The following is a 22,846-nucleotide window of genomic DNA, read 5'->3' on the forward strand; positions in this document are numbered from 1 at the left end:
ACACACGCATGCGCCGCCGGCCGGCAGGTGACCATCAAGCCCAGCACGAAGCGCACGCCCACCCCGTTCGACTCGGGGCCGGGAACATCCGATCCCCGCCTGCCCCCGCCCATGAAGCCGAAGGGCGCCCGTAGACTGGGCATCTCGCACCCGCCACGCCTTGTCTGGGAGAGCACCATGCAGCCTCAGCACCTCGACCTCATCGAGGAGGCACGCCGGATCGCACCCGAGAACGTCAAGGTCGAGCTCTCGGGTGAAGTCATCATCATGCAGGCCGCACCCTCCGCCGTTCACCAGCGAAACCTGGACAAGATCGCACGACAGTTCGCCTCCAACATTCCCGCGGACTGCTTTGCGAGTCAGAACACGGGCCTCTCCTCGCCGGCCTCAAGGAAAAGCCGCACCCCGGACCTCACAGTTCTGCCGGAGGACGCCCCGGAAGGGCCCAACAACGAGGTGCCGGCACAGCTCGCACTCATTGCCGTCGAGGTCGTCTCGCCCTCAAATCCGGAGAACGACTGGGTGGGGAAAGTGCGCGACTACCCAGTGATGGGTGTCCCCCTCTACCTCATCATCGACCCCAGCAAGAAGACCGCCACCCTCTTCTCCGAACTTGAAAACGGCCGCTACCGACAACGCGAGGACGCCGAATACGGCGAGACGATCCACATCCCCGCCCCCTTCGACTTCACACTCGAAACAAGCTCACTGCTGCCCTACTGACCTCGCGAGCTCGACCCCGGCCCGCGCACAGCGTGACTGGCGGCACCGTGAACAGGTCGTCATCGGTGACCTGGGTGGCGCCGTCCTCGCAGGTCCCGCTCGACGCTGCGTCACCGGCCGAGCGGCCGAAGGATGCGTCCTGGGCTGTCCGCCCTGTCGGCAAGGGGTGCAGGTAGGCGGCCCCCCGTGCGGTGCTGCGGACTGGGGAGGGCAGCGGCCCCAGGACCGTGGTGCCGGCCCCGAGGGCGGTGCGAACCACGGCGAGCGATTGGGCGGCGGCGGGCAGACCGGCGGCAACCGTGTCCGCCGCGGTGCGCAAGTCGGCGGCCAGCTGCTGGTATCCGTTCAGCTCGCCGACGGTGGGGTGGGAGAGGTGAGCGGGGTCGTGGGCAGCGTGCGCGCACAGGGTCGCCCCAAGCGCCGCCGCGTCCCGCGCGGGGGCGCCGGAGGCGGCAAGCGTGGCCAGCACATCGACCTGCTCCGGCTGCCCGCTGGTGGAGCCCGGTTCGAGCAGCACCTGGGACACGGCGGTGCTGGCGCACGTGATTGTCGCGGGCTTGACCGGCTCGCCGGGCAGGCTCCACACCGGGGCGCTGCCGATGACGTGTCCGGCCCCGTCGCGTGCGGTGGCGACGCCGGCGACCCGCACCTTAGACACGGCGTCGGGCCCAGAGCGGCCGACCCAGTAGGCGAGCGCTCCGATCATCACCGAGCTCACGCGTGGCTGGGCCTGTCCGAGCGCGACCTTGACGGTGGTGACGCGACTGGCGCCGCGCGGAGTGGCGTCCGACCCTAGCGGCCACCAGCCGTTAGCGCCGTCCACGACTACCAGTACGAACACCACAACGAACAACAGACCCAACCGAAACAGCCTCAACGGACCCCTCAAGCGCCCGCGCGCGGTGCGGGCACGGGCTTGGCGGACGAGTCGGGCCCGAAAGCGGTCGAGACCGGTCGGGGTTGTAAGACCGATGGATCATCGAGGGCGACCGAGTGCACGGTGGGATCGCACTGCGGCACGGTCTCAACGACCACGTGCTGCAGTTTGGGCACATCGGCTACGGCATCCGACCGTCTTCACGCCAGCGCGGGCTGGCCACCGGGGCACTGGGCCGGATACTCGACGAGGCGCGGGCGCTCGGTCTGGACCGGGTACTGATCGTCTGCGAGCTCAACAACTTTGCCTCGGTGAGGACGGTCGAACACCACGGCGGCGTCCTTGAAGGCGTCCGGGACACCGAACACGGCCCTGTGCGGCGGTACTGGATCAAGATCTAGTGTGGCCATCGGCGACGCGGAGCAGGAGCCGGACTGGGGTAGGCGGCCTGATTTCTCGCACCCACTCCGTCTCGACGCGCAGCAACTCCTCTTGCGGGAAGACTCGCGCCCGCATACCCCCACCCCTTTGACCGACGCCCGCCGAACGCTATCGCGCAGTCCGCACTGCCGTAGACCACATGAAACGGGGGAGCGGCGCGCCGTATCGGTTGACCCCGGGTGTGCGATCTTGCTGCACCTGGGCCACCGCGAGGTCCAGAGGTGTGGCGGCCCAGGTGCAGCAAGATCGCACACCTCCCAGAGACAAGGACCCCCTGGGTAGCGATAGCCACCCAGGGGGTCTGGTACGTGTCCGGCTCAGTCCGCCGGGTCCGGGGAGACGTTCAGGTTCTCGTCGACGAGCAGCTCGTGGTAACCGAATTGCTCACCGATCGTCAGGAGCCGCTCGCACCGGGCCTCGCTGATCGGCATGAAGTATGCCTTCAACACTCTCAGCAGGAACCTGAACCCGAGGTCGTGGTCGACCTCCGTCACCACTCGGCGCAGTACGGGGACCAGGTCAGGCAGAGGCGGGGCGTACGGGCTGGTGACCGTCTCTTTCGGCGGGGGTGTCCCGAGATCTCGCAACGTCGGTGGGTCGATCCGCTTTGCTGGCCATGTGGCGTCGCCCTCCCGCCCGATTCGGAGTGTTCCATGGCGATCATCGCCGTTTTTGATCTCCCCAACGTCAGCCAGGCCCAGTACGAACAGTCCGCTGCCAAACTCACAGCTGGCGGCACGCTGCAGACCCCCGGCGACTGACCCGTGCCGGGCCTGATCAGCCACGTGGCCGCACCGACTCCGACGGGGTGGCTCGTGGTCGACGTGTGGGAATCGCGCGACGCTTTCGAGCAGTTCGCTGCCCGACTGATGCCCATCCTCGACGAGGCGGGTATCCCCGTGGCCGCGCCGGCGATCTATCCGGTGCACAACCTCGTGACATCTTGACCGGCAACCTTGCCCAGACGACCGCCAATTGGCGAGCCAGGGCCGTGCGCGCCAAGTGACGCCTGCCGGAGTGGTTCGTTAGACCCTCCGTGCACCGAACCTGCCACGTGCACATGCTAGAGGTTGAAGAGGTGACATCTGATGCTGATGAGAGTCTCAGTTACCCCCCTCCACCTGGACGACAGTCCCTGCCTCCATCCCGAAAACCGGCCATGCCCTGGGATCAAGGAACACCGCTCCACCTGCTCCGCCTGCTCCTGGAACTGCACAACGGCCACCGAAGGCATGGCCAGATACCTCGCCGCCGAACACCTCGCATCTCACAACCTACAAAGACCTCCAGCCTGGGCCGAGAACGCCAAGGCACACCCCTTGATCGTGTGACCACCCGCCCCAACCGCAAGACGCAGGCCGGCCGTCGCCTCCATCCAGAGCGACCGCGGCCCAGCCGGCCCGGCCCTGAACCAGATCGAGCGTGGCGGGCTGTCGACTCGCATTACTGTCTAAAGCGGCAGCCCCGCCCAGCAGCTCGACGGCAGATCGTTCCAGGGCCGACCGGCCCAAGCACAGGCGACGGGTCCCGGTGCACACTGGAACTCAGTCGAGGTGTCCGCGCGCCTTGGCCATAGGCAGCTCGAACCGTCGAGTGATCGCGACTGTCCTACCACCCTGGTGGCCATCGTGAACTGCGAACTGAAAGCCGAGTACGACTTCAGCGGCGTTCTCATGTGGCACATCGTCCCCGCCGGGGCGTTCATGCCGCTGTGCGGAACTCCCCTCGCCCCAGCGGCCGAGACCCGTCCCATCCCCTTCAGCGCAGACCTCGACAACTTGTGTCACTTGTGCGCAATCCTCTACGCGGCGGAGCCAAAGCCACAGCAGGCGGCATCACCCTGACTCACCAACGGGGGCGCTGCCCCCGAGCCCCCGGCCCTCCTAATAGGGGCTCAGCACCGGTTTCCGCCGCAAGGGTCTGCCGTATTGACGCCTTACTGATCGTTTCAGAATGCTCGAGAGAGCCGCCGCAGGCAGATGACGGAGCAGGCGAGTTCGAGGAGCCCCTGGTGAAGGTCCGCCCGGCGCTCGTAGCGGATGCGTAGGCGTTTGAACTGGTGCAGCCAGGCGAACGCACGTGCCACGACCCAGCGCACTTTGCCGAGTCCGGAGCCGTGGGCGACGCCGCGTCTGGCGATCATCGGCTTGATTCCACGCTTCCACAGCTGGCGTCGGTACGTGTCGAAGTCGTAGCCCCGGTCGGCGTACAGGCGCCGGGGTCTGCGGCGTGGCCGCCCCCGCGGGCCCCGGATCGGTGGGACCGCGTCCAGCAGCGGAAGTCCGCGGCAGTCAGCGGGAGCAGACAGTGGTTCCCCGGGCTCAGGGCGCGCAGGCCCAGACTTGGCTTCGCGGGAACCAACGGGTACTTGCGGCGTCGTCGGAGTCGACTGCGGCTATGCCGCCGGGTAGATATAGAGAGTCTTCGCCATCGTCGAACATGCAGGTCGGAGGCTCTGGTGTGGCGCTCGCTCGGATACTCATTCTGATCTCGGGCGGGAGTCTGCGGTCTTGATCATCTGCCATGTCATCGATCTAGGCCATTGCATCGCGGCCCACGGCCGACGACGGCACCCGCGAAGGACACAGCCAGGACTCCGTTGTATGTAGTGTGCGGAAATGACAAGAAGCGAGCGACTCGCGGAGCAGTTGGACTGGCACTGGCACAAGAACCTGCGGCCGCAGCTGGAGGGTCTCACCGACGAGGAGTACTTCTGGGAGCCGGTGCGCGGCTGCTGGAGCATTCGCCGACGCGGCACGTCGGCCGCACCGATATCCATAGGTTCACGGGAGTGGACGATGGACTTCGCGTCCCCTGCCCCGGTGCCGGCGCCGGTGACCACGATCGCCTGGCGACTGGCGCACATCATCGTCTCGTGCCTGGGCTATCGGGTCGGATGGTACTTCGGCGGCCCGGACTTCGACGCCGAGGCGTTCGCCTACGCGGGGACCGCCGACGAGGCGCTGAAACAGCTCGATGAGATGTACGGGAGATGGAACGCGGGGGTCCGCGAGCTCTCGGACGCTGACCTGGACAATCCGCCCGCGGCGGGTCCCGAGGGGTTTTCCATGGAGAACAGGGTCCTGCACGTCAACAGGGAGTTGATCCATCACGGCGCCGAGATTTCCCTGCTGTGCGACCTCTACCGCAGGCAGGACGGAGCCGTACCGCACCGAATCTGACCTTCCGGTAGCCGGCTTTCGAGCGTGCTGGTCGGAAGGGCTGATGTGCAGGCTATCCGGGGCGCTCAGGCTCGTTGACTGCGGGAATCTTGGGCTCTTGATCGTCCGTCAGCGTGCTGTCAGCGGGCGGCTTCGAGGTTGGTCAGGACGAGCAGTGCCCGCAGGAGGGCGGTGGCGCGGGCCGGGTCGGTGCGGAGCTTGGTCAGGATCCGCCAGGCCTTCAGATGGGCGAAGCCATGTTCGACGGGGGCGCGACCGGCGGCCAGGATCCGGTTGGCCTGCTTCTGGCCCGGGGTGAGCTTGCGGGCGCGGGTGGCCTTGTAGGCGGTGATGATGACCTGGTCATCGGGGTTCTTGGGTTTGTCGACGCCGAGGAAGCCGAGGTCGGCGAGCGCGCCGAGGCCGGCCGCCTTCAGATGCTCGACGATCTTGTCGCGGCGGGCGGCGGTGGCGTCATGGGTCCGTCCCGGACGGCGGAGATCCAGATCAGCTTGCCCTTCTCGTCGGTCAGGGCGAGAAAGTGCAGGCCGTGGCGGTGGTGCTTCCCGGAGTAGTTCGGGCGGTTCGCCGTCCCGGTGCGGCGCTGGGTGGGGATCAAGGTGCCGTCGATCAGGACGACCTCGCCGCCCCGCGCGGCTATCTTGCGAAGCGCGCGGTCCAGGCACGGGGCTCTCGCGGCGAGCAAGTCGATCATCTCGTCGCGCCAGCGCCGAAGGGTGGACTCGGGCACGTTGTTGCCGCCGGCCAGGTCGATCAGTCGCTGATCGTGCCGCAGCATCGCCAGCACGAGCACGGCTATCCGGCCCGTGGACAGCGACCGCCACGGGGAGCGGATCGCCTTCAGGTGGGATCGCAGCAGGTCAGCGAGGTGGTTAACCGTCCTCGTGGACAGGTTCAGCTTGCACTGGTAGACAAGGGAGATGCCCTCGGCGGGCGCGTTGTTTTTGGTCACACATTCTCAACCACCGCCGGGGGCACCGTAGTTACGCACGACTTCGCGCTGGGATCCGGTCACACGCGCGTGGTGAACTTCCCGTCGGGCAGCTTGCGCAGCCAGCCCCGCCCGGCGAGCTTGGACAGCTTCCCCCGCAGCGGCTCCAGCTTGCCCCGCACCGCCACCTGAAGCCCCAGCTCCTCGCCGACCTGCTTGACGGCCACGGGCCCGCCCGCATCCCGCACGATGGCCAGGATCCGCTGGTAGTCCGGCGGTAGCGAGTCCACGTCCACGCCGGGCCCGCGGTGCGGGACCAGCAGCACCGCGTGGCCCGCGACCTGCACCGCAGCCGGCGCGGCCGCCACCGTCTCCGCGGCGAGCTGCTCGGCCATCCGCCGCCAGACCCGTTCCGCGACGGCGAGCTCGTCCCGCTCGGCCCGCACCTGGTCGAGCTGCTTGACCAGCTGTTCTTCCAGTTCGTTCAGCTCCGCGCGCCGCACCGCGACCCGTTCCGCGATCTCGGACTCCACCATGAACCGGATCGTAGGCGGCACCGGGCCGGCAACGAGGAGGAACGGGCGAAATCGCCCCTGCCCGCTCCGTCAGACGATCAAGACCGCAGACTCCCGCCCACGACCACCCCGAGCACCCCGGAGAACCCGCACACCAGCCCCTCTGACCAGCACGTTCGAAGATGGCGAAGCTTCATTGCGAGGACCGATCTTCGGACTCGATCAACTGATCAGGGACGCCGGTCTCGCGCGGGTAGCAGCGGGGTGCTTGAATCTGGCCCGGCGAGCTGGCTTGGGGAGGGCACGTGAGTGATGGCGTCGAGATGGCGGGGACGAACGCGGTTCACGCATCAGCGCAGCAGGCAGACCGGCCGACTGGGGATCTGCGGCGGAACCCGGTGCTCCTTGCCCTCGTCACCGGGATCATCGGCCCGATCTTCCTCGTCATTGGCATTGTCTACACCAACAAGGCATTGGCCGCGCGAGAGGACTACGCCCACGCGCATCCCATGACGGCCAGGGTCGTGTCCGCCCAGTACGTGAAGGCGGACCGATCCCAGGCCGAGACTATCGTCGTCGCAGTCAACGGCTCCGGGGAGAAAGCCATGATCGACGACGTAACGTCGGCTCCGGACTACCTCGTCCCCGGCCAGACGGTAGAAGTGCTCATGTCGTCGACCCGGCCAGGTCACGCGTTGTTCGCCCGCCAGCTCAACGGGAGCAAGTTGATGCTCCCCATTGGGGCGATCGTGGCCGGAGTCGGCGCGCTCGGTGCCTTCGTATGGAGCGTGGTTGGAACTCGGCGGCTTATCCCTAATCAGAGGCAGTCCTGACCTGCCGCGGTGCCCGTTGCCGGACTCGGTCCCGAAGCCCTCACCACTGCCATGCATGTCCACGGGATGTGCGGGGAGCGCCAGGTCGGGTGCACCCTCATCGCCGACGACCCGTCCGGACTACGGCGGGCGCTGACCGAGAAGACCAGCGCCCGCTAACCGACGCGCGTGACGGCCACCGTCGCGCAGGCCCTCGCCACCCGCGCCTCCCCCGTCCCTGAAGGCTCCAAGGAGCCGATGTGGCAGGCCAACTGTGCCCGCTGATCGCCGTTGAGGTGATCAGCAGGCGGTCCAGAAGCCGTGCACATCACGACCCGGCCGGAACCCCGCGGCCTCGGCCAGATGCACCGCCGTCGCGAACTCCCGGGCGAGTGCCTGCGGCTCGTGCGCGTCGCTGGCGAAGGAGATCCCCTGGCCGCCCTCCTGACGCCACCAGCCCAGCACCAGGGGATCCAGGGGGACCCGAGTGTTGAACTCCAGGATCCGGTCACTGGCCGCCAGCCGGCGCAGGACCAGCCGGAACTCATCCTCGAAGTCGGTGGGGTCGAAGGGCTTGGCGTCCATCGGCCAGCGGCGGACGGGGAAGTCGATGTGGGCAAGCACTTCGAAGTGGTCGAACTCCTCGATCAGCCGGACCGTCTCCGCCAGGTATCCGCGCAGGACCTCGGCGGGCTTCTGGTCCTCAAACCGAACCCCGACCTCGGTGAATCCGTCGCCGTCGGCGACGGGGGCCGAGTGGACCGAGGCCAGCACACGCTCGAAGGCGCCGCAGGCGAGCAGGTCCCGCGCCCGCAAGTCGTGCCAGTGCGGCTCGCTCAACTCGACGCCCGACAAGATCCGCAGCTCGGGAAAGCGTCCCCGGCACTCGTCCAGGCAAGTGCGAAACCCGTCAAGGTCGAGCGGCGGCGGACTCAGGACATCCCCGGTGACCAGGTCGTGCCACTGGACCGGGAGCTCGGCATCCGGGGGCACGATCCAGGGGGTGAGGTCCGCGTGCTCGGTGAATGCCACCGAGGGCAGTCCGATCTCCACCGCGCGCCGGCAAGTCTCCTCCATCGACCCGGCCAATGCATCCCATGACCACTCGCTGTGCACATGACTGTCCTGCGGCAGCACGGCAGCCCCTCCTCCGTAGCGATCAACGACACGCCATGATCGGGTCTGTCCCAGGGGCAAGGTCAATCTGAATCCTGCGTGTGTCCGTCAGGAGGAAGCGGACAGGACGTACCGACCGCACCTCAGCAGACTCACTCCTCGTCGAGATCCGTCTCTGCGGTGTACGGGTCGCCCAGCGGTCGCGTGCCGGGGGCCGGCGTGCGGGTGAACGCGTACCGGCCGAGGAGGCCTCTGGTACTGGTGGGCTCGCGTATTCAACCGTCGCGAGTTGACCCACCTGACTCCAGCACTGCTACTGAGCGTAACGGCCCTTGGGGGAGATTCTGGGTGTCAGGGGCATCCGGTTGGACGCGGCTGGCCTGGAGGCGGCCCGGGCGAACCGGATCGGCTTCGCGGTGCTGTGGGGCTCGGTTCGGATGCTCAGGGTCTTCCCGACCGAGGACCTGGCGGTGGTGCCGGCCGTGGTGGTGCGGTTCGCGGCCGAGCAACGCGGCGTCGAGGCAGCCGAGTGGGCCGCGTTGCCTACGAAAAATGCCGTCTGCTCTACGTCGGCTTTTTGTGGAGGGGTTTGGGTGTCATTCGGGGAGATCTCCGCTTTCTTCCTCCTCGACTTCTTCGCTGTGGGCGCCCCCGGTTTCTCCGCCCTCTTCGCCCACGAGTTCTTCGCCGGGGCGCGGGCCTTCTCCGGCTCCGGCTCCTGCTCCGAGTCCGGCGCCCACGTCTTGGTCGGCCATGATGCGATCCCTGTCCGTCGGCCTCCTGGGCACAGCCCTGGAGGCGGCAAGCGGCGCCGGCTACTGCACGGCGCACCACCGATCAGCCTGATGGAACAGCCTGTAGGCCGCATCCGGAGCCTGCAGCATTCGGCCAGTCGCTTTACTGGTGGGCTCGCGTAATCAACTGTCGCCGGTCCTTCAGGGGGGACACCCTGACCGTAACCGTAAGTGATCCTTGTGGCGGATCGGCGGCCACCGGCGTTGAGCGGAGCAGGCGCTCGCGTCCGACCGTCTGCCGGTGAGCATCGCAGTCAGCCCGACGCGAGACTGGTCTCTATGGAAAGCGAGCGAGTTCGCGCACTGCACTATTCGGTCCAGTGGGTCGACCAGCATCCACTGAGCTGGGACGAGGCTGCCTTCCCTGCCACCTATGAGGCTTGCGGCTGGGACCTGGTGCTAAGTGAGAAGCGGCTCGATGCCTCGCCGTCCACGACCTTGACCGTGAACGAGGCACGATCACAGCTCGCACCGCTCCTGGCCGCCTGGGCGGCGAGCGTCGAGGTCGAGCACCGCTTGATCGTCACCTTCTTCTACCTCGGTGCAGACGTCGAGCGCGCGGAGGACAGGGGCAGGGTCACCGTCGCCGACTTCGCAGGTTCCTCGGACGAGGCAACCGCAGCCATCCGGCGCGGCGCTCCGCCGGTGCCGAACTGGTCATTCCAGGACACCGACACGACCAGCCTGGCACGGACGCTGTGCCTGCGGCCGATGCGCAACGGGACCCGGCCAGTCGCCGACGCTGCCTATTGGCTTGCGACTCACCTTGAGAGCTGGGCCGGGAGCACGTCGGCCGTTGCCACGAGACTCAACGTCTCCTCGGCCTACTTCGGGATGGCCAAGAAGTGGGGTGCGAGAAGCGACGAGCGAAAGGTTTCCCCCAACTCAATGGCTCTAACTGAGGGCGACAAGGCATCGCTCAAGGTGGTCTTGGAGGAACTCATTCGGCGCCTGCATCTGGTTGAGAGCGGCCTTCCCCCGGGGGATTGGCTAGACGTGGGTGATTGGCCTGGACGGGGATGACGGTGTGTTGTCGGCCCCGTGAGCTCCCCGCGGCGTCCAGCCGGACGGTGACCGGCTGTGGTCGCCAGCGGCGTATCGGCTCCAGGTCCCGCCGCTTTCTCTGAGGAGGCGGCTGGTGGTCTTGTCGTGGTAGCCGAGGGCTTCCGCGACGACGGGGGCGGGCAGTTCGAGGAGTTGTTGTCGGATGGCGGCGCCGCGGGCGGCGGCGACCGGGATACCGATCTCCCGCAGTCGTGAGGACATGTGGTCGGGACGGGCCGGCCGTCCGGCCCGGCGGCCGGGGAAGAGCCAGCGGGATGCCTGGTTGGTGGCGGTGTTCATGTTGTCGCGGTCTGCGATGTAGGCCAGTAGCAGGGCTGCCGCTGGTTCGGGGACGGGAGAGGCGGGCTCCCCGAGCCGCAGAAGCGTGGTCTCTCCGTCGTGGAGCACGTCGTCGACCGTGAGCTGGACGATCCGGGTCAGGGGTTGCGCGTAGAGGAGGACGATGACGCCGGCGACACGGAGGCGCATCGGGGTGTCTGTGTCGGTCAGCAGTCGGCCGAGTGCGGCCAGGCGCTCGTCCTCGCTCAGTGCGGGTCGTCTGGAGATCTTCATGGTGGGGATGGACAGGGCGTGTGGACATCGGCGGCTCTTCTTGGCCCAGTTGAGGAAGGGCCTCAGGCAGGTGCGGCCGTGTTCGGTGTTGTCCGCGAACCAGGCGTCGATGTCGAGTTGGCCGCAGGACGCGAGGGTGCTGTCCCGGGTGCTGAGCCGACTGCAGGAAGGTGGTCGAGTGCTTGATCTGCTCGGTTGCGAAGCGGCGGATGCTCGGTGTGATGTGGCTCTGGTCGGCTCGTTCCCGTAGGTGGGGAAGGACGTGCCAGGTCGCGAAGAGCTTGATCGTCTTGAGGTGCTCGGGATCGGTGATGTCGGCCAGGTGGCCGGGCAGCCATCGCTGGAAGGAGCAGATGTGCTTGTCGACGGCGGGCAGGGCGCCGCTGGCCATCAGGAGTTCTTCGAGGTGAGCTGCTGCCCGCCAGGGCTGGAGTTCGTGGAAGGCGTCGTGGGTCAGGGGGATCTCTCCGAGGCCGAGCCGCCGCAGCATCTGGGAGGCGTTTCCGGGATGGTCGCGGCGCATCGCCAGCCAGGGCAGGCCGCTTCTGGGCTCGGCCATCGCCACCAGAGCCGACGAGCGGCTGCGGGACTACGTGCAAGAGCGGCTGGCCGGGCGGGTCAAGGCTCCCGACGGGACGCCGGTCAACGGCCCGGTGGTGAAGTGGAAGGGACGGAACAAGCCCCACCGGCAGGACCGGCGTTGGGCGACGGCGTGGAGTCCGGAGCAGATAGCCAATCGGCTGCCGCTGGACCACCCCGACGACAAGACGATGCGGATCTCGCACGAGGCGATCTACCAGGCCCTCTACATCCAGGGCCGCGGCGCGCTGGAACGCGAGCACGTCGCATGCCTGCGGACCGGGCGAGCGTTGCGCGTGCCGCGCGCACGGTCGCGCCGCCGCCCGAGCGGCCACGTCACGCCCGAGGTGATGATCAGCGAGCGTCCCGCCGAGGCCGAGACCCGGGAGGTTGCTGGTCACTGGGAGGGCGACCTCATTATCGGGACGAACAGGTCCGCGATCGGCACGCTCGTCGAGCGCACGACCAGGTTCACGGTCCTGGTCCACCTGCCACGCATGGAGGGCTACGGAATCGAGCCGCGAACCAAGAACGGCCCGGCGCTGGGCGGTTACGGCGCTGAGGCCATGAGGAAGGCCCTCGCGACACGGATGACCGAGCTTCCCGGGCAACTGCGCCGGACGCTGACCTGGGACCGCGGCAAGGAGTTGGCCCAGCACGCCCAGTTGAAGGCCGACACCGACATGGCCGTCTACTTCGCCGACCCGCACAGCCCTTGGCAGCGGGGCACGAACGAGAACACGAACGGGCTGCTTCGTCAGTTCTTCCCGAAGGGCACAGATCTGTCCCGCTGGAGTTCGAACGAACTCGAAGCCGTCGCCCAAACACTCAACACCAGGCCCCGAAAGACACTCGGATGGCGCACCCCACGGGTAGCAGCGTAAGGAGTGGCAATGACTCAACGGAGCGTTGGTATCTCCCCGCGCGGTGCCGGGTCGATTCCGGGCATTGAGGTTGCCCCAACCCGGACACCGGCGAGGGCGTCGTCAGTGACGGGCTACTTCCTGCTGAAGAGCAGATCCGTCTCTTCGTGGAGCACGCCCCCGACCACCGGCATCCTGGTCCTGGGATCCCCTGGTGGCAACGTCGCGACGACCTGAGGCATTGAGATCCTTGGCACGGTGTTGCCTGGTTGTGCCATAAGGAACTCAAGCGAGGTCCCGTAGGCCACGCCGGCCACGCGCGCAAAGACAGCACACGTCGCGCACATAGGGCATGGCTCGGCCGTCGTCACCAAGACGGTCGTGGAGGCGGCAGTAAAGCTGCCTTTGTTGATGCTGTACCCCCGGAGCGCATTGAGCTCCGCATGTGCCGACGGGTCGGCGCCGCCGGTGTTCGCCGCCCTCCAGACGATCTCACCATTGCCCACGTCGACAAGTACGGCGCCGTAGCCGAATGAATGAGCCGCCCCCTTCGCAACGTCGATCGCTGCGCGCATTGCTGTGTCGAGGTTCCGGCGCACGGGCGCCGGCAATGCGTCGGGCGGCGAGGTGGGGAACTCGGGCTGGAGGGGCAGCTTCGTGGGCGGTGTGCACTGCTGGATGGGTGGGGCCTGCGCGTCTGCACGTGCCTCACCCGAGAGCGACAGTGCCCCAACAGCAGTAATGAAGAAGGCGCCCTGACGCAGCGCCTGGCGGCGATCGACCGAGTGTGGCATCGACGTCGTCATCGGACATCTGACCCAAATAGACCAGAAGGCTGCGGTGCGGGTGCGGGTGCTCCCGGACAAGCCGCAAGCCCCATTGCATCCGACTTCGCGCAGCGCTTGCCGCCCTCGACGACGAGATCACGATATTCCACGATCATCCCCTCTCGATTCTCGACTATGACTGATGCCTGGAGTGAAGCCTTTAAGCCTTTCTGCATCCCCGTCGCCCGGACGCCCGGAGGACGGGAAGACGTCGCAGCGGTCAGGCACGGCCCCAATGCCCGCCATGCCGGGGTGCGGGGCGCAAGTCCGGACTCGATCCTGAGGCACTCAGCTGTGGCTGGCCGTCGTGCCACGAACGTGCCACGACGAGTGGCGCATAACGGTCACCATGTGGTGCGGATAGAGGTGTCCAGTCCGGGAAGACGCTCCTCGGCTTCGATGCAGCAGGCGGCGCGTCTAGCTTCTCGATCGAGCCGGAGGCCCGTCCGGAAAATCCTTCAGTGACACCGCCAGCCCCCGATGCCGGTCAGGGAGCGCCCGGGGCAAGGTCACATAAAGAGCGGATCCGTCTCTTCGCGGAGCACGCCCCCGACCACCGGCATGTTCGGCAGGGGGCCCGTCGCGACGACCTGAGGCATCGAGATCCGGATCGGCATGCGGGTGGGTGGATGTCCGATGAGGAACTCGAGCGAGGTTCCGTACGCCACGCCGGCCACCCGTGAGAAGATGGCACACGTCGCGCACATAGGGCATGGCTCGGCCGTCGTCACCAAAACAGTCTTATGCAGAGCCTCCCCATCGGGGTGCAAGAGGCCGAAGTTCCGGAGCACATTGAGCTCCGCATGATTCGTTCCGGGGCCGTCGCCCCCCTTCGCCTCCGCGACGATCCGACCATCATCCACGTTGACCAGTACGGCACCGAATCCGCGGAACCGCGGTGCTGGCGACACCACTTTGATCGCTGCGCGCATTGCTGTCTCGAGGTTCCTGCGCACGGGCGCCGGCAATGCGTCGGGCGGCGAGGTGGGGAACTCGGGCTGGAGCGGCAGCCTCGTGGGCGGTGTGCACTGCTGGATGGGTGGGGCCTGCGCGTCTGCACGCGCCTCACCCGAGAGCGACAGTGCCCCAACAGCAGTAATCAAGAAGGCGCCCTGACGCAGCGCCTGGCGGCGATCGACCGAGTGTGGCATCGACGTCGTCATCGGACATCTGACCCAAATAGACCAGAAGGCTGCGGTGCGGGTGCGGATGCTCCCGGACAAGCCGCAAGCCCCATTGCATCCGACTTCGCGCAGCGCTTGCCGCCCTCGACGACGAGATCACGATATTCCACGATCATCCCCTCTCGATCCTCCGCCCACGCCGGGTCGGGTCTGATTTGCCGGGCCTTGGTCTGCTTAACTCAACGTATCGGTGGTTCAGTAGTGCGACTTAAGTGTCGCGCCCGGGTTCCACTCCTTCGGGTGGGGTCCGCGCGGCCATGAACACACCCTGGCCGTGTATGGCAGTTGTCATCCTCGATCGGCCTCTGTGACATGCAGAGACTGAGCTGCGGGCGGTGAAGCCTCGACCTCCACGACAGCCAGGCCGCCTGATTCGCCGGCTGCCGACGACTGCATCGCCGCTACGTACGCAAGGCCGAACACTTCCTCGCCTTCGCCGGCCTCGCCGCCGCCCTCATCTTCTACCGCCGACTCACCACATAGGACACGATCCAAGTAGGAGGCCGGAGGAGATAGCGCGAAACCGCCACTTGCTGACTACTCAGGTTGAACTCGCCTTGTCGTAGGTGCTGACGGACCTTGATCTCTGGGGTTCACACCAGGCCCGTGACCTGATACTTCACGATGTGCATGGGCCAGTGGACCTGGCATGGCGAACGCGAACGCCAACACGCGGCCCGCTACCAGCAGGACTACAGCCCAGCAGCCTGAAGTCACTCCAGAAGCAACGCATCCGCAGCACCACGTTACGTAGCTGGTGCCGAGCACCAGGGCGGTCGGCCATTGTGACGGCCACGCGATCCCATCCACTCGCGCTCGGCCGTCGAAGGCAGCGGCTACTCCTCACGCTCGATGGGGATGGTCTCGGGCGGTTCGGTGGCGTCCCCGGGTTCCGGCGCGAAGTCGACCAGTGCTTCGCCCACGGCTATCGTCAGTCCGTCCGTCTCCAGCGACACCGGGGCCGTTGGTGGCCCACCGTCCGGCAGGGAGGGTGCTTCGGGTGGCGGCTCAGGGCCCTGTGGTGGTTCCTCGGCTGTCGGCGGAGCGGGCTCTTGGGGTGGCTCCGGCGAAGCATCCGGCCCCGGCGCCACTCCGCCCGCCGAGGATTCGTGGCTCGACGGCGCTGGCAACTTGTTTTGCGGCCCCGACTGCTCGGGAGGCTGCACGGGTGTCGCTGGCGCCCCGCCGCCTGACGACTTGTCACTGTTCATGCTCGCTCATCCCTTCCCTCTTGTTCACGCCCTCGCCCATGTCCTTGCCCGGACCCGCCTCCGCCAACAGTCGGCTGGCGATCCGTGGGCCGTGCTGGGCCTTGCGCCGCTGGCAAGAGCGTGCTCATCCGGCGGACGGGGAGGTGAGGGAGGTTGCCGGCGTAGGCGAGAGCCCGGTGGGCTCAGGACTGTCCAGCCCTCACGCTCCGAATGCGCCGCCACAGCGGCAGCACGCAGACTCCGGCGTGACCTGGCTGCCACAGTTCTCACAAATCCATGTATTGCCCATGCGGACCTCTTCGTACGGTCATGGCTCCCCATGTGTCCGCACTTCCAGCACACACCCGCCCGCACCCGCACGCAATAGAAAGCCCGGCCAGCGGACTCTGCACGCTCCCGGCAGCCAAGGCACGCCCCATGCCGGGTGAACGCGACGACGAGCGGGTTACTCAGGGGGCGATCAGGGTGGGGCAATGATCAGACCAGTCTCGGCCAGACAGCCGTCGATGAGGTGGGGCCGGTACTGGATCTTCCGTAGGCCTCGCCTGACCGTCCGCACGAGGTGGTCGGGGTCGGTGAAGGCGACGTTGGCCAGGAACCCCCGCCGCAGCAGGGACCAGATGCCCTCGACCGGGTTGAGGTCGGGCGCGTAGGCGGGCAGCTGGTAGACGGTGAGCCAGTCCTGGTCGGCGATGAACTCCCTCATGCCAGCGGCCAGGTGGGAGTTCAGATTGTCCCAGATCAGGACGATCGGGCCGTCGAGCCGGGCATGTGCCGCGAGGATCAGGTCACGGTAGTCGCTCCATGCGAGGCTCTTGCGGCCCTTGCTCCTGACCTGGCCGTCCAGCCGGGGCCGGTATATGAGCCTGGACCGCTCACCGGGCTTGTAGCAGGTCAGGACGGCGATCGAGATCCGTCGGCGGGATCGTCCGCACACCCGCACGACAGGTGCCCGGCCACGGCGTCCCCAGGTGCGGGCACGCGGCCCTCGTCCTCGAAGACCAGCCAGGCTCCGAGCGCCGCCGCTAGGCTTTTACCTGCGGCCACACCTGCCTCTTCCACTCTTCGACCGCCCCGTCGTCACGCTCGATCGCCCGGCGGACAGGCTGCTGACACGGCCAGCCGTTGCGCCGCATCAGCTTCCACACGCCCTGAACCGTGAACGGGACGTGGAACCGCCGGCCGATCAGTGTCTTGATCCGCGCCAGCGTCCACCGCTGGTCCTCCCAGCCGTGCGCCAGCGGCCCCTTCCCCAACTCCCGCTCCAGCTGGGCGAACTGCCGCTCGCTGAGCCGAAGCAGCGACTGCGGTCCCTTCGACTCCAGGCCGGCCGAACCGCCCTGCCGCAAGGCCCGCCGCCACCGCTCCACCGACCGCACGGTCACCCGAAAGTCGACGGCGATCACCCTGTTTCCGTCACCGCGTTCGAACCGCTCGGCGACCTCCAGCCGCACCCGCTCCCGACGCTGTTGCTCCTGGGCAGTGAACCCGCCCCCCCCTGCGCGTATCGCACCCCGATGTCATACCGCAGGGATCAAGGTCCGCCAGCACCTACGACAAGGCGAGCTCAACCCGAGTAACGGCCCCGGCGAATGACTGCCCGTTTTCCCTCCATGAGCGGGCGCGGTGAAGACCAACAGCGACGCGAACGCACTTCGGCATGGCTACGCATTGATTACGCATCGTTACTGATTCAATGCATTTAGTGGCCCATCGTGACGTGCACGATGCCCAAGATTGAGGAGCGAACTCCATGCGACGCGTGTTCACCAAGGCGGCGAGCCTCGCCGCCGTCGGGCTGCTGGCCCTGGTCAGCGCCCAGCCTTCGACGGCCAGCACCCCTGCCCACCAGCCTTCCCATGCCGCTGCCGAAAGCCCCGCCTACTTCGTGATGACCGATATCACGCACGCACAATTCGTCATCAAACTGACTAAGCCAGAGGACATCGAGCACGCTCGGGAACTCGTCAGCGGGGAAACCACCGATCGCCCCCATGTGTTGACCCGGATCCTCAAGCGGACGGCCCCGTACAACCCGCGCTGGAGCTACTCAGCCGACCCCGAGAAGACGCAGTTCTTCGACCAGGCCATCGAGGTCTGCGACGCGACCATCCCCTACGTCGAGGAGCACCTCGACGAGGCCGGGCGCCTTCCTGCCCGGCCTCTACTGGTGCGACTGGTCCTCCCGCCTGGTCAGGGAAGTCCCTGCGCCGTAGTCGACCGACCGGCTACCCGGCGCCCCCTGCTATGCCCCCCGCGGGGCGCGGGGGCCGCCTGGCTTGTCGGCCCCCGCTCATGTCCCCATCCACTGGGCGGTAGGGCTGCCTGCCCCGGGATTTTCCGTGCCGCTGCACGACCCGGGTGGGACTGCTGTCCACACACTTTCGAGGAGCTGGACAGCAGAAGGCCCCCCGACGCTTCGGACAGAGCGTCGGGGGGGCTCTTCAGGCCTACAGCCGCTTGGCGAGCAGGCTGCTGTACGGCTTGGGAATCTGAATGAGATAGCCCCGGTCGGGCGTGCGCGTGACGCCGCAGTGGAGCCCGTTGATCCGATAGGTGGGGCCAGGGGCGCCTTCCTGGCCACGCCTTCCTATCGGGGACCGTGCAGCTCCTGCTGCCACAGGGCTTCGCAGAGCAGATCCAGACCCTGGCGCAGGTGGCGTCGGTAGGTTCCATACGGCAGGCCCAGACGGCGGGCGGCGGCTTCCTGGGTAGGCGCGCCGGAGAAGTAGCCGGCCGTCAGGGCGTCCCGCGCACGCACACTGCGCGGGTCAGCGACCAATCCGTCCACCGTCCGCCGAAGCAGGGCGCGCAGTTCCCGGGCAGGATCCGTGAAGTCCGCCGCCAGCCGGGTGCGCGTCAGCGCACAGTGGGCGAAGGTGGCCGCATCGCGCCACAGCGGCAAGGCCTCGCGCACCGCCTGGTCGAACCCGGCGCGCGAGACACCCCAGGAGCCGGACGGGGCCGGGGCCGGCACGTCCGTCGCGGTGATGAGGTGCCGCAACCACGCCTCGACGGGCACCTGCCGCCAGTCGTTGACGAACAGCCCATAGGTGTGGTCGCCGACGCGCGGTCGTGCCCCGCAGTCGTGCATGACCCCGCGAAAGCGCTGGGCCCAGGCGTCGGCGTCCCGGTAGACGACGAAGCCGTGCGCCCGCCCGCGGGCCCGGGCGGCTTCGGCCTGGGCCCGGGAGTTGCTCAGATCGATCACCCGGGAGGGGACCTGGTAATACCCCGGGTAGACGGAGAAGCGTGTCATGCCGATGTGCTCGCCAGGGCGGACGGGCATCGTGGACTCGGTGTGCGCCCACGCCGCCGCGACCACGGGGTCGGTGGCCAGATCCAGGGGATCGGGCGGAGCAGGCAGGACGAGTCGGGCGGTGAAGGCCACGCGTTGGCCGGTGGCGACGCAACGGTAGACGTTGAACGCCTGCGGCTGGCGCTGGATCCAGTAGCGCACCAGGTCCGCGGACTCGATCCCCTCCGTCTCTTCGGACATGCGCAGGACGACATCGATGTCCTCTGGCTGCAGGGGGCGCACGTGCACTTCGTTCTCGCGGGACCAGGCGCGCAAGCGCGAGAGACTCTCCAACTCGCGGAAGAGATAGAAGATTTCGTCGGTGACTATCCACACGCGCTCTTCGGGTGCCTCGCGCAGCAGTCGCAGGTACTCCTCCGCGAGTCGCTGGCGCATCGCTGTGAAGGCATTGGGTGCCCGCCAGCGCAAGTCGGCTACCAAAGTCTCGCGTGCGGCGTCGTGCGGGTAGAGCCCGCGATGCGTGGACTCGATGAAGGGTAGGTTCCTGAGCCAGTCGAACAGGTCATGGGAGTCCTCCTCGGGCAGGACCGCGGCAAGGAGTTCCTCGGAGGTCGAATGAGCCTGTGCCACTACCTCAAGTGCCCGGCGGTGAGCCGCCGTCGGAACCTCACCGACCAGCCCGGCCAGCAAGGTCCGCAGTATTTCGGCCGACGGTGCCCGCATCCCTTCACCGCTCCAGCCCGCAGCTCCGGCCGCGGCGGCGAGGGAGAGGGCCAGCGGGTTCCCACCGGCGAAACGGAGTATCTCCTCCCGAAGCGAGCCGGTAATCCCCGTGGTGGCCAGCAGGCTCCGAGCCTGCTCCAGGGAGAACGGCTCCAGTTCACGAACGTACAAGATCTCGGACCACGCAGGATCGGCGGTCCACTGCGGCTCCGGCGCCAGCCGGCCCGCCAGGACCACCAGAGTCTCGTCCGCCGCACGGGGCAGGAACTGCTGCCACAGCCAGCTCTCCAGCCACTGACAGTGCTCGAAGGAATCCACGAGCAGCACCATGCCGGAGACCTCGAGAAATGGAGCGGCCGTGCGCTCGAAGTCAGCCGGGTCACGACTGACGAAACGACCGTCCAGTTCGAGAACCAGCCGCCCCGCCGCACGGCACTGGTCCGCGAGACGGCGCAGCAGCGCGGACTTCCCGATGCCGCCCGGACCGAAGAGATAGAACGCGAACGGCGCCTGCGCAGCCCCGGCCAAAGCCTCCCCGAAGCAGGCCAGCTCCTTGTCCCGCCCGATGAACGCCCGCTCCCGGCTTCGACTCAGCCGCTCCCCCACTGACGCCACGCCAGTTCCCATCCCGTCGTCTCAGAGCCTGCCAGTCCGATCAGTTCTGGACGTTGACGGAGCACGTCAGATTACCCCTGGCGTCAGGCTTTTGCTGATCCTTCAGCTTGCCGTCGACGTAGATGCGGCAGATCGTGCCAGGGGCCGCGCCCTTGACGCCCAGGTCGTTGAATCCGAAACCGACATTCTGCGCCCTGGTCCAGGGCAAGCGCTGCTGCGCTGCGGTCTTCGGGTCGGTCTCGCCGGAGAAGCTGTAGCTGACGTCGGTGGTTCCGGGTCCCGTCACCTCCATCTTCACGTCCCAACTCTTGCCGAACAGGCCGCATCCGGCGATCAACACCGCTGCCAAGGCCGAAGCACCGGCCACAAGCAATGACGTGACGTAGGTGCGGGAACCGGCGGACTTCACGACGCCTCCTGATGGCGTATCGACCGTTTGGTACGCGGTTCATTCTCGGGTGGGTTCGGCAGGTTCGCAGCGGCCGAAAGGCCGCATTCCTCGGAGGGGCATCGGCCGAAAGTACGTACCCGCTCCCGCTCGCCGCCGGCCGTGAGCGGTCGTCTATCCTCCTCCCCATGCCCCTGACACTGCTGCGACGTGCACCGGAGACCGTGGCCGCAGCCTTCGTCGGTGCGGTACTCATGGTGCTGGACGCCGGCGTGGTGAGCCGCAGTCGAATCGGGCTCGCAGTCGTCGCCAGCGGCGCCCTGGCTTTGGCCACGGCCGCCGGATCAATGTCGGCGTACCGAAGCGGCCGGCAGGCGATGGCCTGCGCGCTGTCCGTCACCGCGGCAGCCGGCTCACTGCTGACAACCTCACTGGTGGATCACACCGTGTTGCAGCGCACCCCCGGATGGGCCGAACTGATCGGACTCCTGGTGCTGCTGTGCATGGCCTGTCGGTACGGACGGCCGCTGCCGCTCACCGTGTCGGCGGTGCCGCTGTTCGTGGCCGTGGCCCGCCTTGCCGACCGCGCCCCGGCGCTGTCGGATCTGCCCTTGCTCGAAGGACTCGACCAGCTGTTCACGCTGCTTCCCGTGAGCTTCGTCCTGCTGGGCGGCTACCTGCGGACCGAGGACAGCAGACGCCAGGCCACTGCCGAGCGGGTGCGCCAGTCCGAACGCCTGGACCTCGCCCGCGACCTGCACGACCATGTGGCCCACTACGTGACGGCCATGGTCGTCCAGGCCCAGGCCGGAGAGCACACGGTCGGGCGCGACCCGGCTGTGGCCCGCCAGCTGTTCTCCAACATCGAAAGGACGGGACAGGAAGGACTGGTGGCGATGGGCCAGATGGTCCGCCTGCTCCGCGAGCCCGGAGGCCCCGGGGCATCGGCACCAGTCACCCCTGCGTTGAGGGCGATCGAGGAGCTGGTTCACCGCTTCCCAGCACACGGACAGCACGCCTGGCTTGACAAGGCACGGGACGTGGACAGCTCCGACTGGTCACCACAACTGGCCAAGTCCGTCGAGCGGCTGGTCCAGGAGGGCCTGACCAACATCCGCAAACACGCCCGTACGGCCACCGCCGTGCACGTCATGCTGGCGACCGACGCAGACCGGTTGATCGTCCGCGTGCGAGACAACGGCACCGGACCGCACCGAGGCCGTGGAAGGTTCCGGCACAGTGGCTTCGGCATCATCGGCCTGTCGGAGCGAGTGGCCGAGCTGGGGGGCGAGCTCACCTGCGGTCCCATGCCCGAGGGCGGCTGGGAACTGACGGCGTCCCTGCCCAAGACGTGAGCAGTGACCATCAAGGTACGGAGTGAGGAATCGCGTTGAGCGTCTCGGTAGTGATCGCGGACGACCAGGAGATGGTGCGGACGGGATTCCAGCTCATCCTGGACAGCCAGGAGGACATTTCGGTGATCGGCCAGGCATCCGACGGCCTCGAGGCTGTCGAGACCGTACGCCGGCTGAAGCCCGACGTCTGCCTGATGGACATCCGCATGCCGAAGCTCGACGGCCTCGAGGCGACCAAGCGCCTGCGTCAGGGACCAGACGCTGCCACGTCCGCTACGAAGATCGTCATAGTCACCACCTTCGATCTCGACGAGTACGTCTACGGAGCCCTGCGGGCCGGCGCCAGCGGCTTCGTGGTCAAGAACTCCGGCCCCCGCCTGCTGATAGAAGCCGTACACGCCGCGGTCAAGGGCGACTCCCTGATCTCGCCGTCCGTCACCGTCAGACTCCTCGAGCACCTGAGCAAGCCGTCCCGTGCCGAGACCGCGGCCGCCGCGGCACGACGCCTCACCCCTCAGGAACTCAAGGTCCTGAACCTGGTCGCCCGCGGGCGCACCAACAACGAAATCGCCGAGCAGATGGTCCTCTCCCTCAGCACCATCAAAAGCCACCTCAGCCGGATCCAGGACAAACTACCCGCCCGCAACCGCGTGGAGATCGCAGCCTGGGCCTGGGAACACGGCATCGTCACCTGACCGCCACCCCTGCGCTTTCATGCCCCCACAGCGGGACGATCGGGGTGCGTGGGGAAGAGGTGGCCCCGGCATCCCCGAGATCACCCGGGGACGACGGTCTGGGCTTCGACTTCCTGGTCGGCTCCGCAAGCAGCCTGTG

General features: G+C 67.6%; 18 protein-coding genes and 6 pseudogenes. 12 read left to right on the plus strand and 12 right to left on the minus strand.

The window, feature by feature from the left end; all coding sequences use genetic code 11:
* Nucleotides 1-723, plus strand: a 723-nt coding sequence (locus TR49_RS37720; protein WP_236653714.1) for a Uma2 family endonuclease, incomplete at its 5' end; no start/stop codon positions are given.
* Here the strand turns inward: TR49_RS37720 and TR49_RS37725 are convergent.
* The gene (locus TR49_RS37725; protein ID WP_042390587.1) at nt 689-1,600 is read right to left on the minus strand and encodes a hypothetical protein; all 912 of its coding nucleotides are present in this window, start codon (nt 1,598-1,600) and stop codon (nt 689-691) included. The genes TR49_RS37720 and TR49_RS37725 overlap by 35 nt on opposite strands.
* A gap of 116 nt (nt 1,601-1,716) precedes the next feature.
* Here TR49_RS37725 and TR49_RS37730 point away from each other — a divergent pair, with 116 nt between their 5' ends.
* A complete protein-coding gene (locus tag TR49_RS37730) occupies nt 1,717-2,001 on the plus strand; it encodes a GNAT family N-acetyltransferase (RefSeq protein WP_052434962.1) in 285 nt (94 codons plus the stop codon).
* Between the two features lie 357 nt (nt 2,002-2,358).
* Here the strand turns inward: TR49_RS37730 and TR49_RS46175 are convergent, their stop codons facing one another.
* Complete coding sequence (locus tag TR49_RS46175; protein ID WP_236653715.1) at nt 2,359-2,826, minus strand: hypothetical protein; 468 nt, start codon at nt 2,824-2,826, stop codon at nt 2,359-2,361.
* A gap of 30 nt (nt 2,827-2,856) precedes the next feature.
* Here TR49_RS46175 and TR49_RS46555 point away from each other — a divergent pair, with 30 nt between their 5' ends.
* Nucleotides 2,857-2,988: a hypothetical protein gene (locus TR49_RS46555; protein ID WP_268874161.1), complete on the plus strand. Its 132-nt coding sequence runs from the start codon at nt 2,857-2,859 to the stop codon at nt 2,986-2,988.
* Nucleotides 2,989-3,989: 1,001 nt separating this feature from the next.
* Here TR49_RS46555 and TR49_RS37750 read toward each other — a convergent pair.
* Nucleotides 3,990-4,322: pseudogene (locus TR49_RS37750) on the minus strand (transposase); the annotation flags it as partial.
* A gap of 337 nt (nt 4,323-4,659) precedes the next feature.
* Between TR49_RS37750 and TR49_RS37755 the strand changes: the two are divergent.
* Nucleotides 4,660-5,223 (plus strand): DinB family protein, encoded by a 564-nt coding sequence (locus TR49_RS37755; protein ID WP_042390593.1) that lies wholly within the window; start codon nt 4,660-4,662, stop codon nt 5,221-5,223.
* A gap of 119 nt (nt 5,224-5,342) precedes the next feature.
* Here the strand turns inward: TR49_RS37755 and TR49_RS46935 are convergent.
* Nucleotides 5,343-6,001 (minus strand): annotated as a pseudogene (locus TR49_RS46935) (transposase family protein).
* 233 nt (nt 6,002-6,234) lie between these two features.
* Nucleotides 6,235-6,690, minus strand: a complete 456-nt coding sequence (locus TR49_RS37765; RefSeq protein ID WP_152627684.1) for a hypothetical protein — start codon at nt 6,688-6,690, stop codon at nt 6,235-6,237.
* A gap of 284 nt (nt 6,691-6,974) precedes the next feature.
* On the opposite strand from TR49_RS37765, the gene TR49_RS37770 reads away from it, so the two are divergent.
* Entirely contained in the window at nt 6,975-7,502 is a 528-nt protein-coding gene (locus tag TR49_RS37770; protein ID WP_152627685.1) for a hypothetical protein, read from the plus strand.
* Nucleotides 7,503-7,781: 279 nt separating this feature from the next.
* On the opposite strand, the gene TR49_RS37775 is transcribed toward TR49_RS37770, so the two are convergent.
* A complete protein-coding gene (locus tag TR49_RS37775; RefSeq protein WP_052434963.1) occupies nt 7,782-8,618 on the minus strand; it encodes a PHP domain-containing protein in 837 nt (278 codons plus the stop codon).
* Between the two features lie 311 nt (nt 8,619-8,929).
* On the opposite strand from TR49_RS37775, the gene TR49_RS37780 reads away from it, so the two are divergent.
* Nucleotides 8,930-9,514: a DUF4158 domain-containing protein gene (locus TR49_RS37780; RefSeq protein WP_042390596.1), complete on the plus strand. Its 585-nt coding sequence runs from the start codon at nt 8,930-8,932 to the stop codon at nt 9,512-9,514.
* 156 nt (nt 9,515-9,670) lie between these two features.
* Nucleotides 9,671-10,414 carry a hypothetical protein gene (locus tag TR49_RS37785; RefSeq protein WP_042390598.1) on the plus strand — a complete coding sequence of 248 codons (744 nt, stop codon included), beginning with the start codon at nt 9,671-9,673 and terminating at the stop codon, nt 10,412-10,414.
* Here TR49_RS37785 and TR49_RS46190 read toward each other — a convergent pair.
* Nucleotides 10,382-11,008, minus strand: a complete 627-nt coding sequence (locus tag TR49_RS46190) for a site-specific integrase (RefSeq protein WP_236653718.1) — start codon at nt 11,006-11,008, stop codon at nt 10,382-10,384. The genes TR49_RS37785 and TR49_RS46190 overlap by 33 nt on opposite strands.
* Before the next feature lie 578 nt (nt 11,009-11,586).
* Here TR49_RS46190 and TR49_RS37800 point away from each other — a divergent pair.
* A pseudogene (locus TR49_RS37800) lies at nt 11,587-12,471 on the plus strand (IS30 family transposase); the annotation flags it as partial.
* A 113-nt stretch (nt 12,472-12,584) separates the two neighbouring features.
* Here TR49_RS37800 and TR49_RS37805 read toward each other — a convergent pair.
* Both TR49_RS37805 and TR49_RS42215 read right to left on the minus strand, forming a co-directional pair.
* Entirely contained in the window at nt 12,585-13,025 is a 441-nt protein-coding gene (locus TR49_RS37805) for a deaminase (protein ID WP_236653719.1), read from the minus strand.
* Nucleotides 13,026-13,786: 761 nt separating this feature from the next.
* Nucleotides 13,787-14,440 carry a tRNA-specific adenosine deaminase gene (locus TR49_RS42215; protein ID WP_084725821.1) on the minus strand — a complete coding sequence of 218 codons (654 nt, stop codon included), beginning with the start codon at nt 14,438-14,440 and terminating at the stop codon, nt 13,787-13,789.
* Between the two features lie 396 nt (nt 14,441-14,836).
* Between TR49_RS42215 and TR49_RS44410 the strand changes: the two are divergent.
* Nucleotides 14,837-14,944, plus strand: a pseudogene (locus TR49_RS44410) (IS5/IS1182 family transposase); the annotation flags it as partial.
* 1,188 nt (nt 14,945-16,132) lie between these two features.
* Here TR49_RS44410 and TR49_RS47110 read toward each other — a convergent pair.
* Nucleotides 16,133-17,185, minus strand: a pseudogene (locus tag TR49_RS47110) (IS630 family transposase).
* Nucleotides 17,186-17,425: 240 nt separating this feature from the next.
* On the opposite strand from TR49_RS47110, the pseudogene TR49_RS47160 reads away from it, so the two are divergent.
* Nucleotides 17,426-17,888 (plus strand): annotated as a pseudogene (locus TR49_RS47160) (BP74-related protein).
* A gap of 374 nt (nt 17,889-18,262) precedes the next feature.
* On the opposite strand, the gene TR49_RS37830 reads toward TR49_RS47160, so the two are convergent.
* Together TR49_RS37830 and TR49_RS37835 are read right to left on the minus strand one after the other, a co-directional pair.
* Nucleotides 18,263-20,260 (minus strand): ATP-binding protein, encoded by a 1,998-nt coding sequence (locus TR49_RS37830; protein ID WP_052434966.1) that lies wholly within the window; start codon nt 20,258-20,260, stop codon nt 18,263-18,265.
* Between the two features lie 49 nt (nt 20,261-20,309).
* Nucleotides 20,310-20,678 (minus strand): MmpS family transport accessory protein, encoded by a 369-nt coding sequence (locus TR49_RS37835; RefSeq protein ID WP_042390611.1) that lies wholly within the window; start codon nt 20,676-20,678, stop codon nt 20,310-20,312.
* Between the two features lie 11 nt (nt 20,679-20,689).
* On the opposite strand from TR49_RS37835, the gene TR49_RS37840 reads away from it, so the two are divergent.
* The gene (locus tag TR49_RS37840; RefSeq protein WP_084725822.1) at nt 20,690-22,012 is read left to right on the plus strand and encodes a sensor histidine kinase; all 1,323 of its coding nucleotides are present in this window, start codon (nt 20,690-20,692) and stop codon (nt 22,010-22,012) included.
* Between the two features lie 50 nt (nt 22,013-22,062).
* Nucleotides 22,063-22,707, plus strand: a complete 645-nt coding sequence (locus TR49_RS37845; protein WP_268874164.1) for a response regulator transcription factor — start codon at nt 22,063-22,065, stop codon at nt 22,705-22,707.
* Nucleotides 22,708-22,846 lie beyond the last annotated feature (139 nt).

The sequence above is a fragment of the Streptacidiphilus melanogenes genome (assembly GCF_000787835.1).
Lineage (GTDB): Bacteria > Actinomycetota > Actinomycetes > Streptomycetales > Streptomycetaceae > Streptacidiphilus > Streptacidiphilus melanogenes.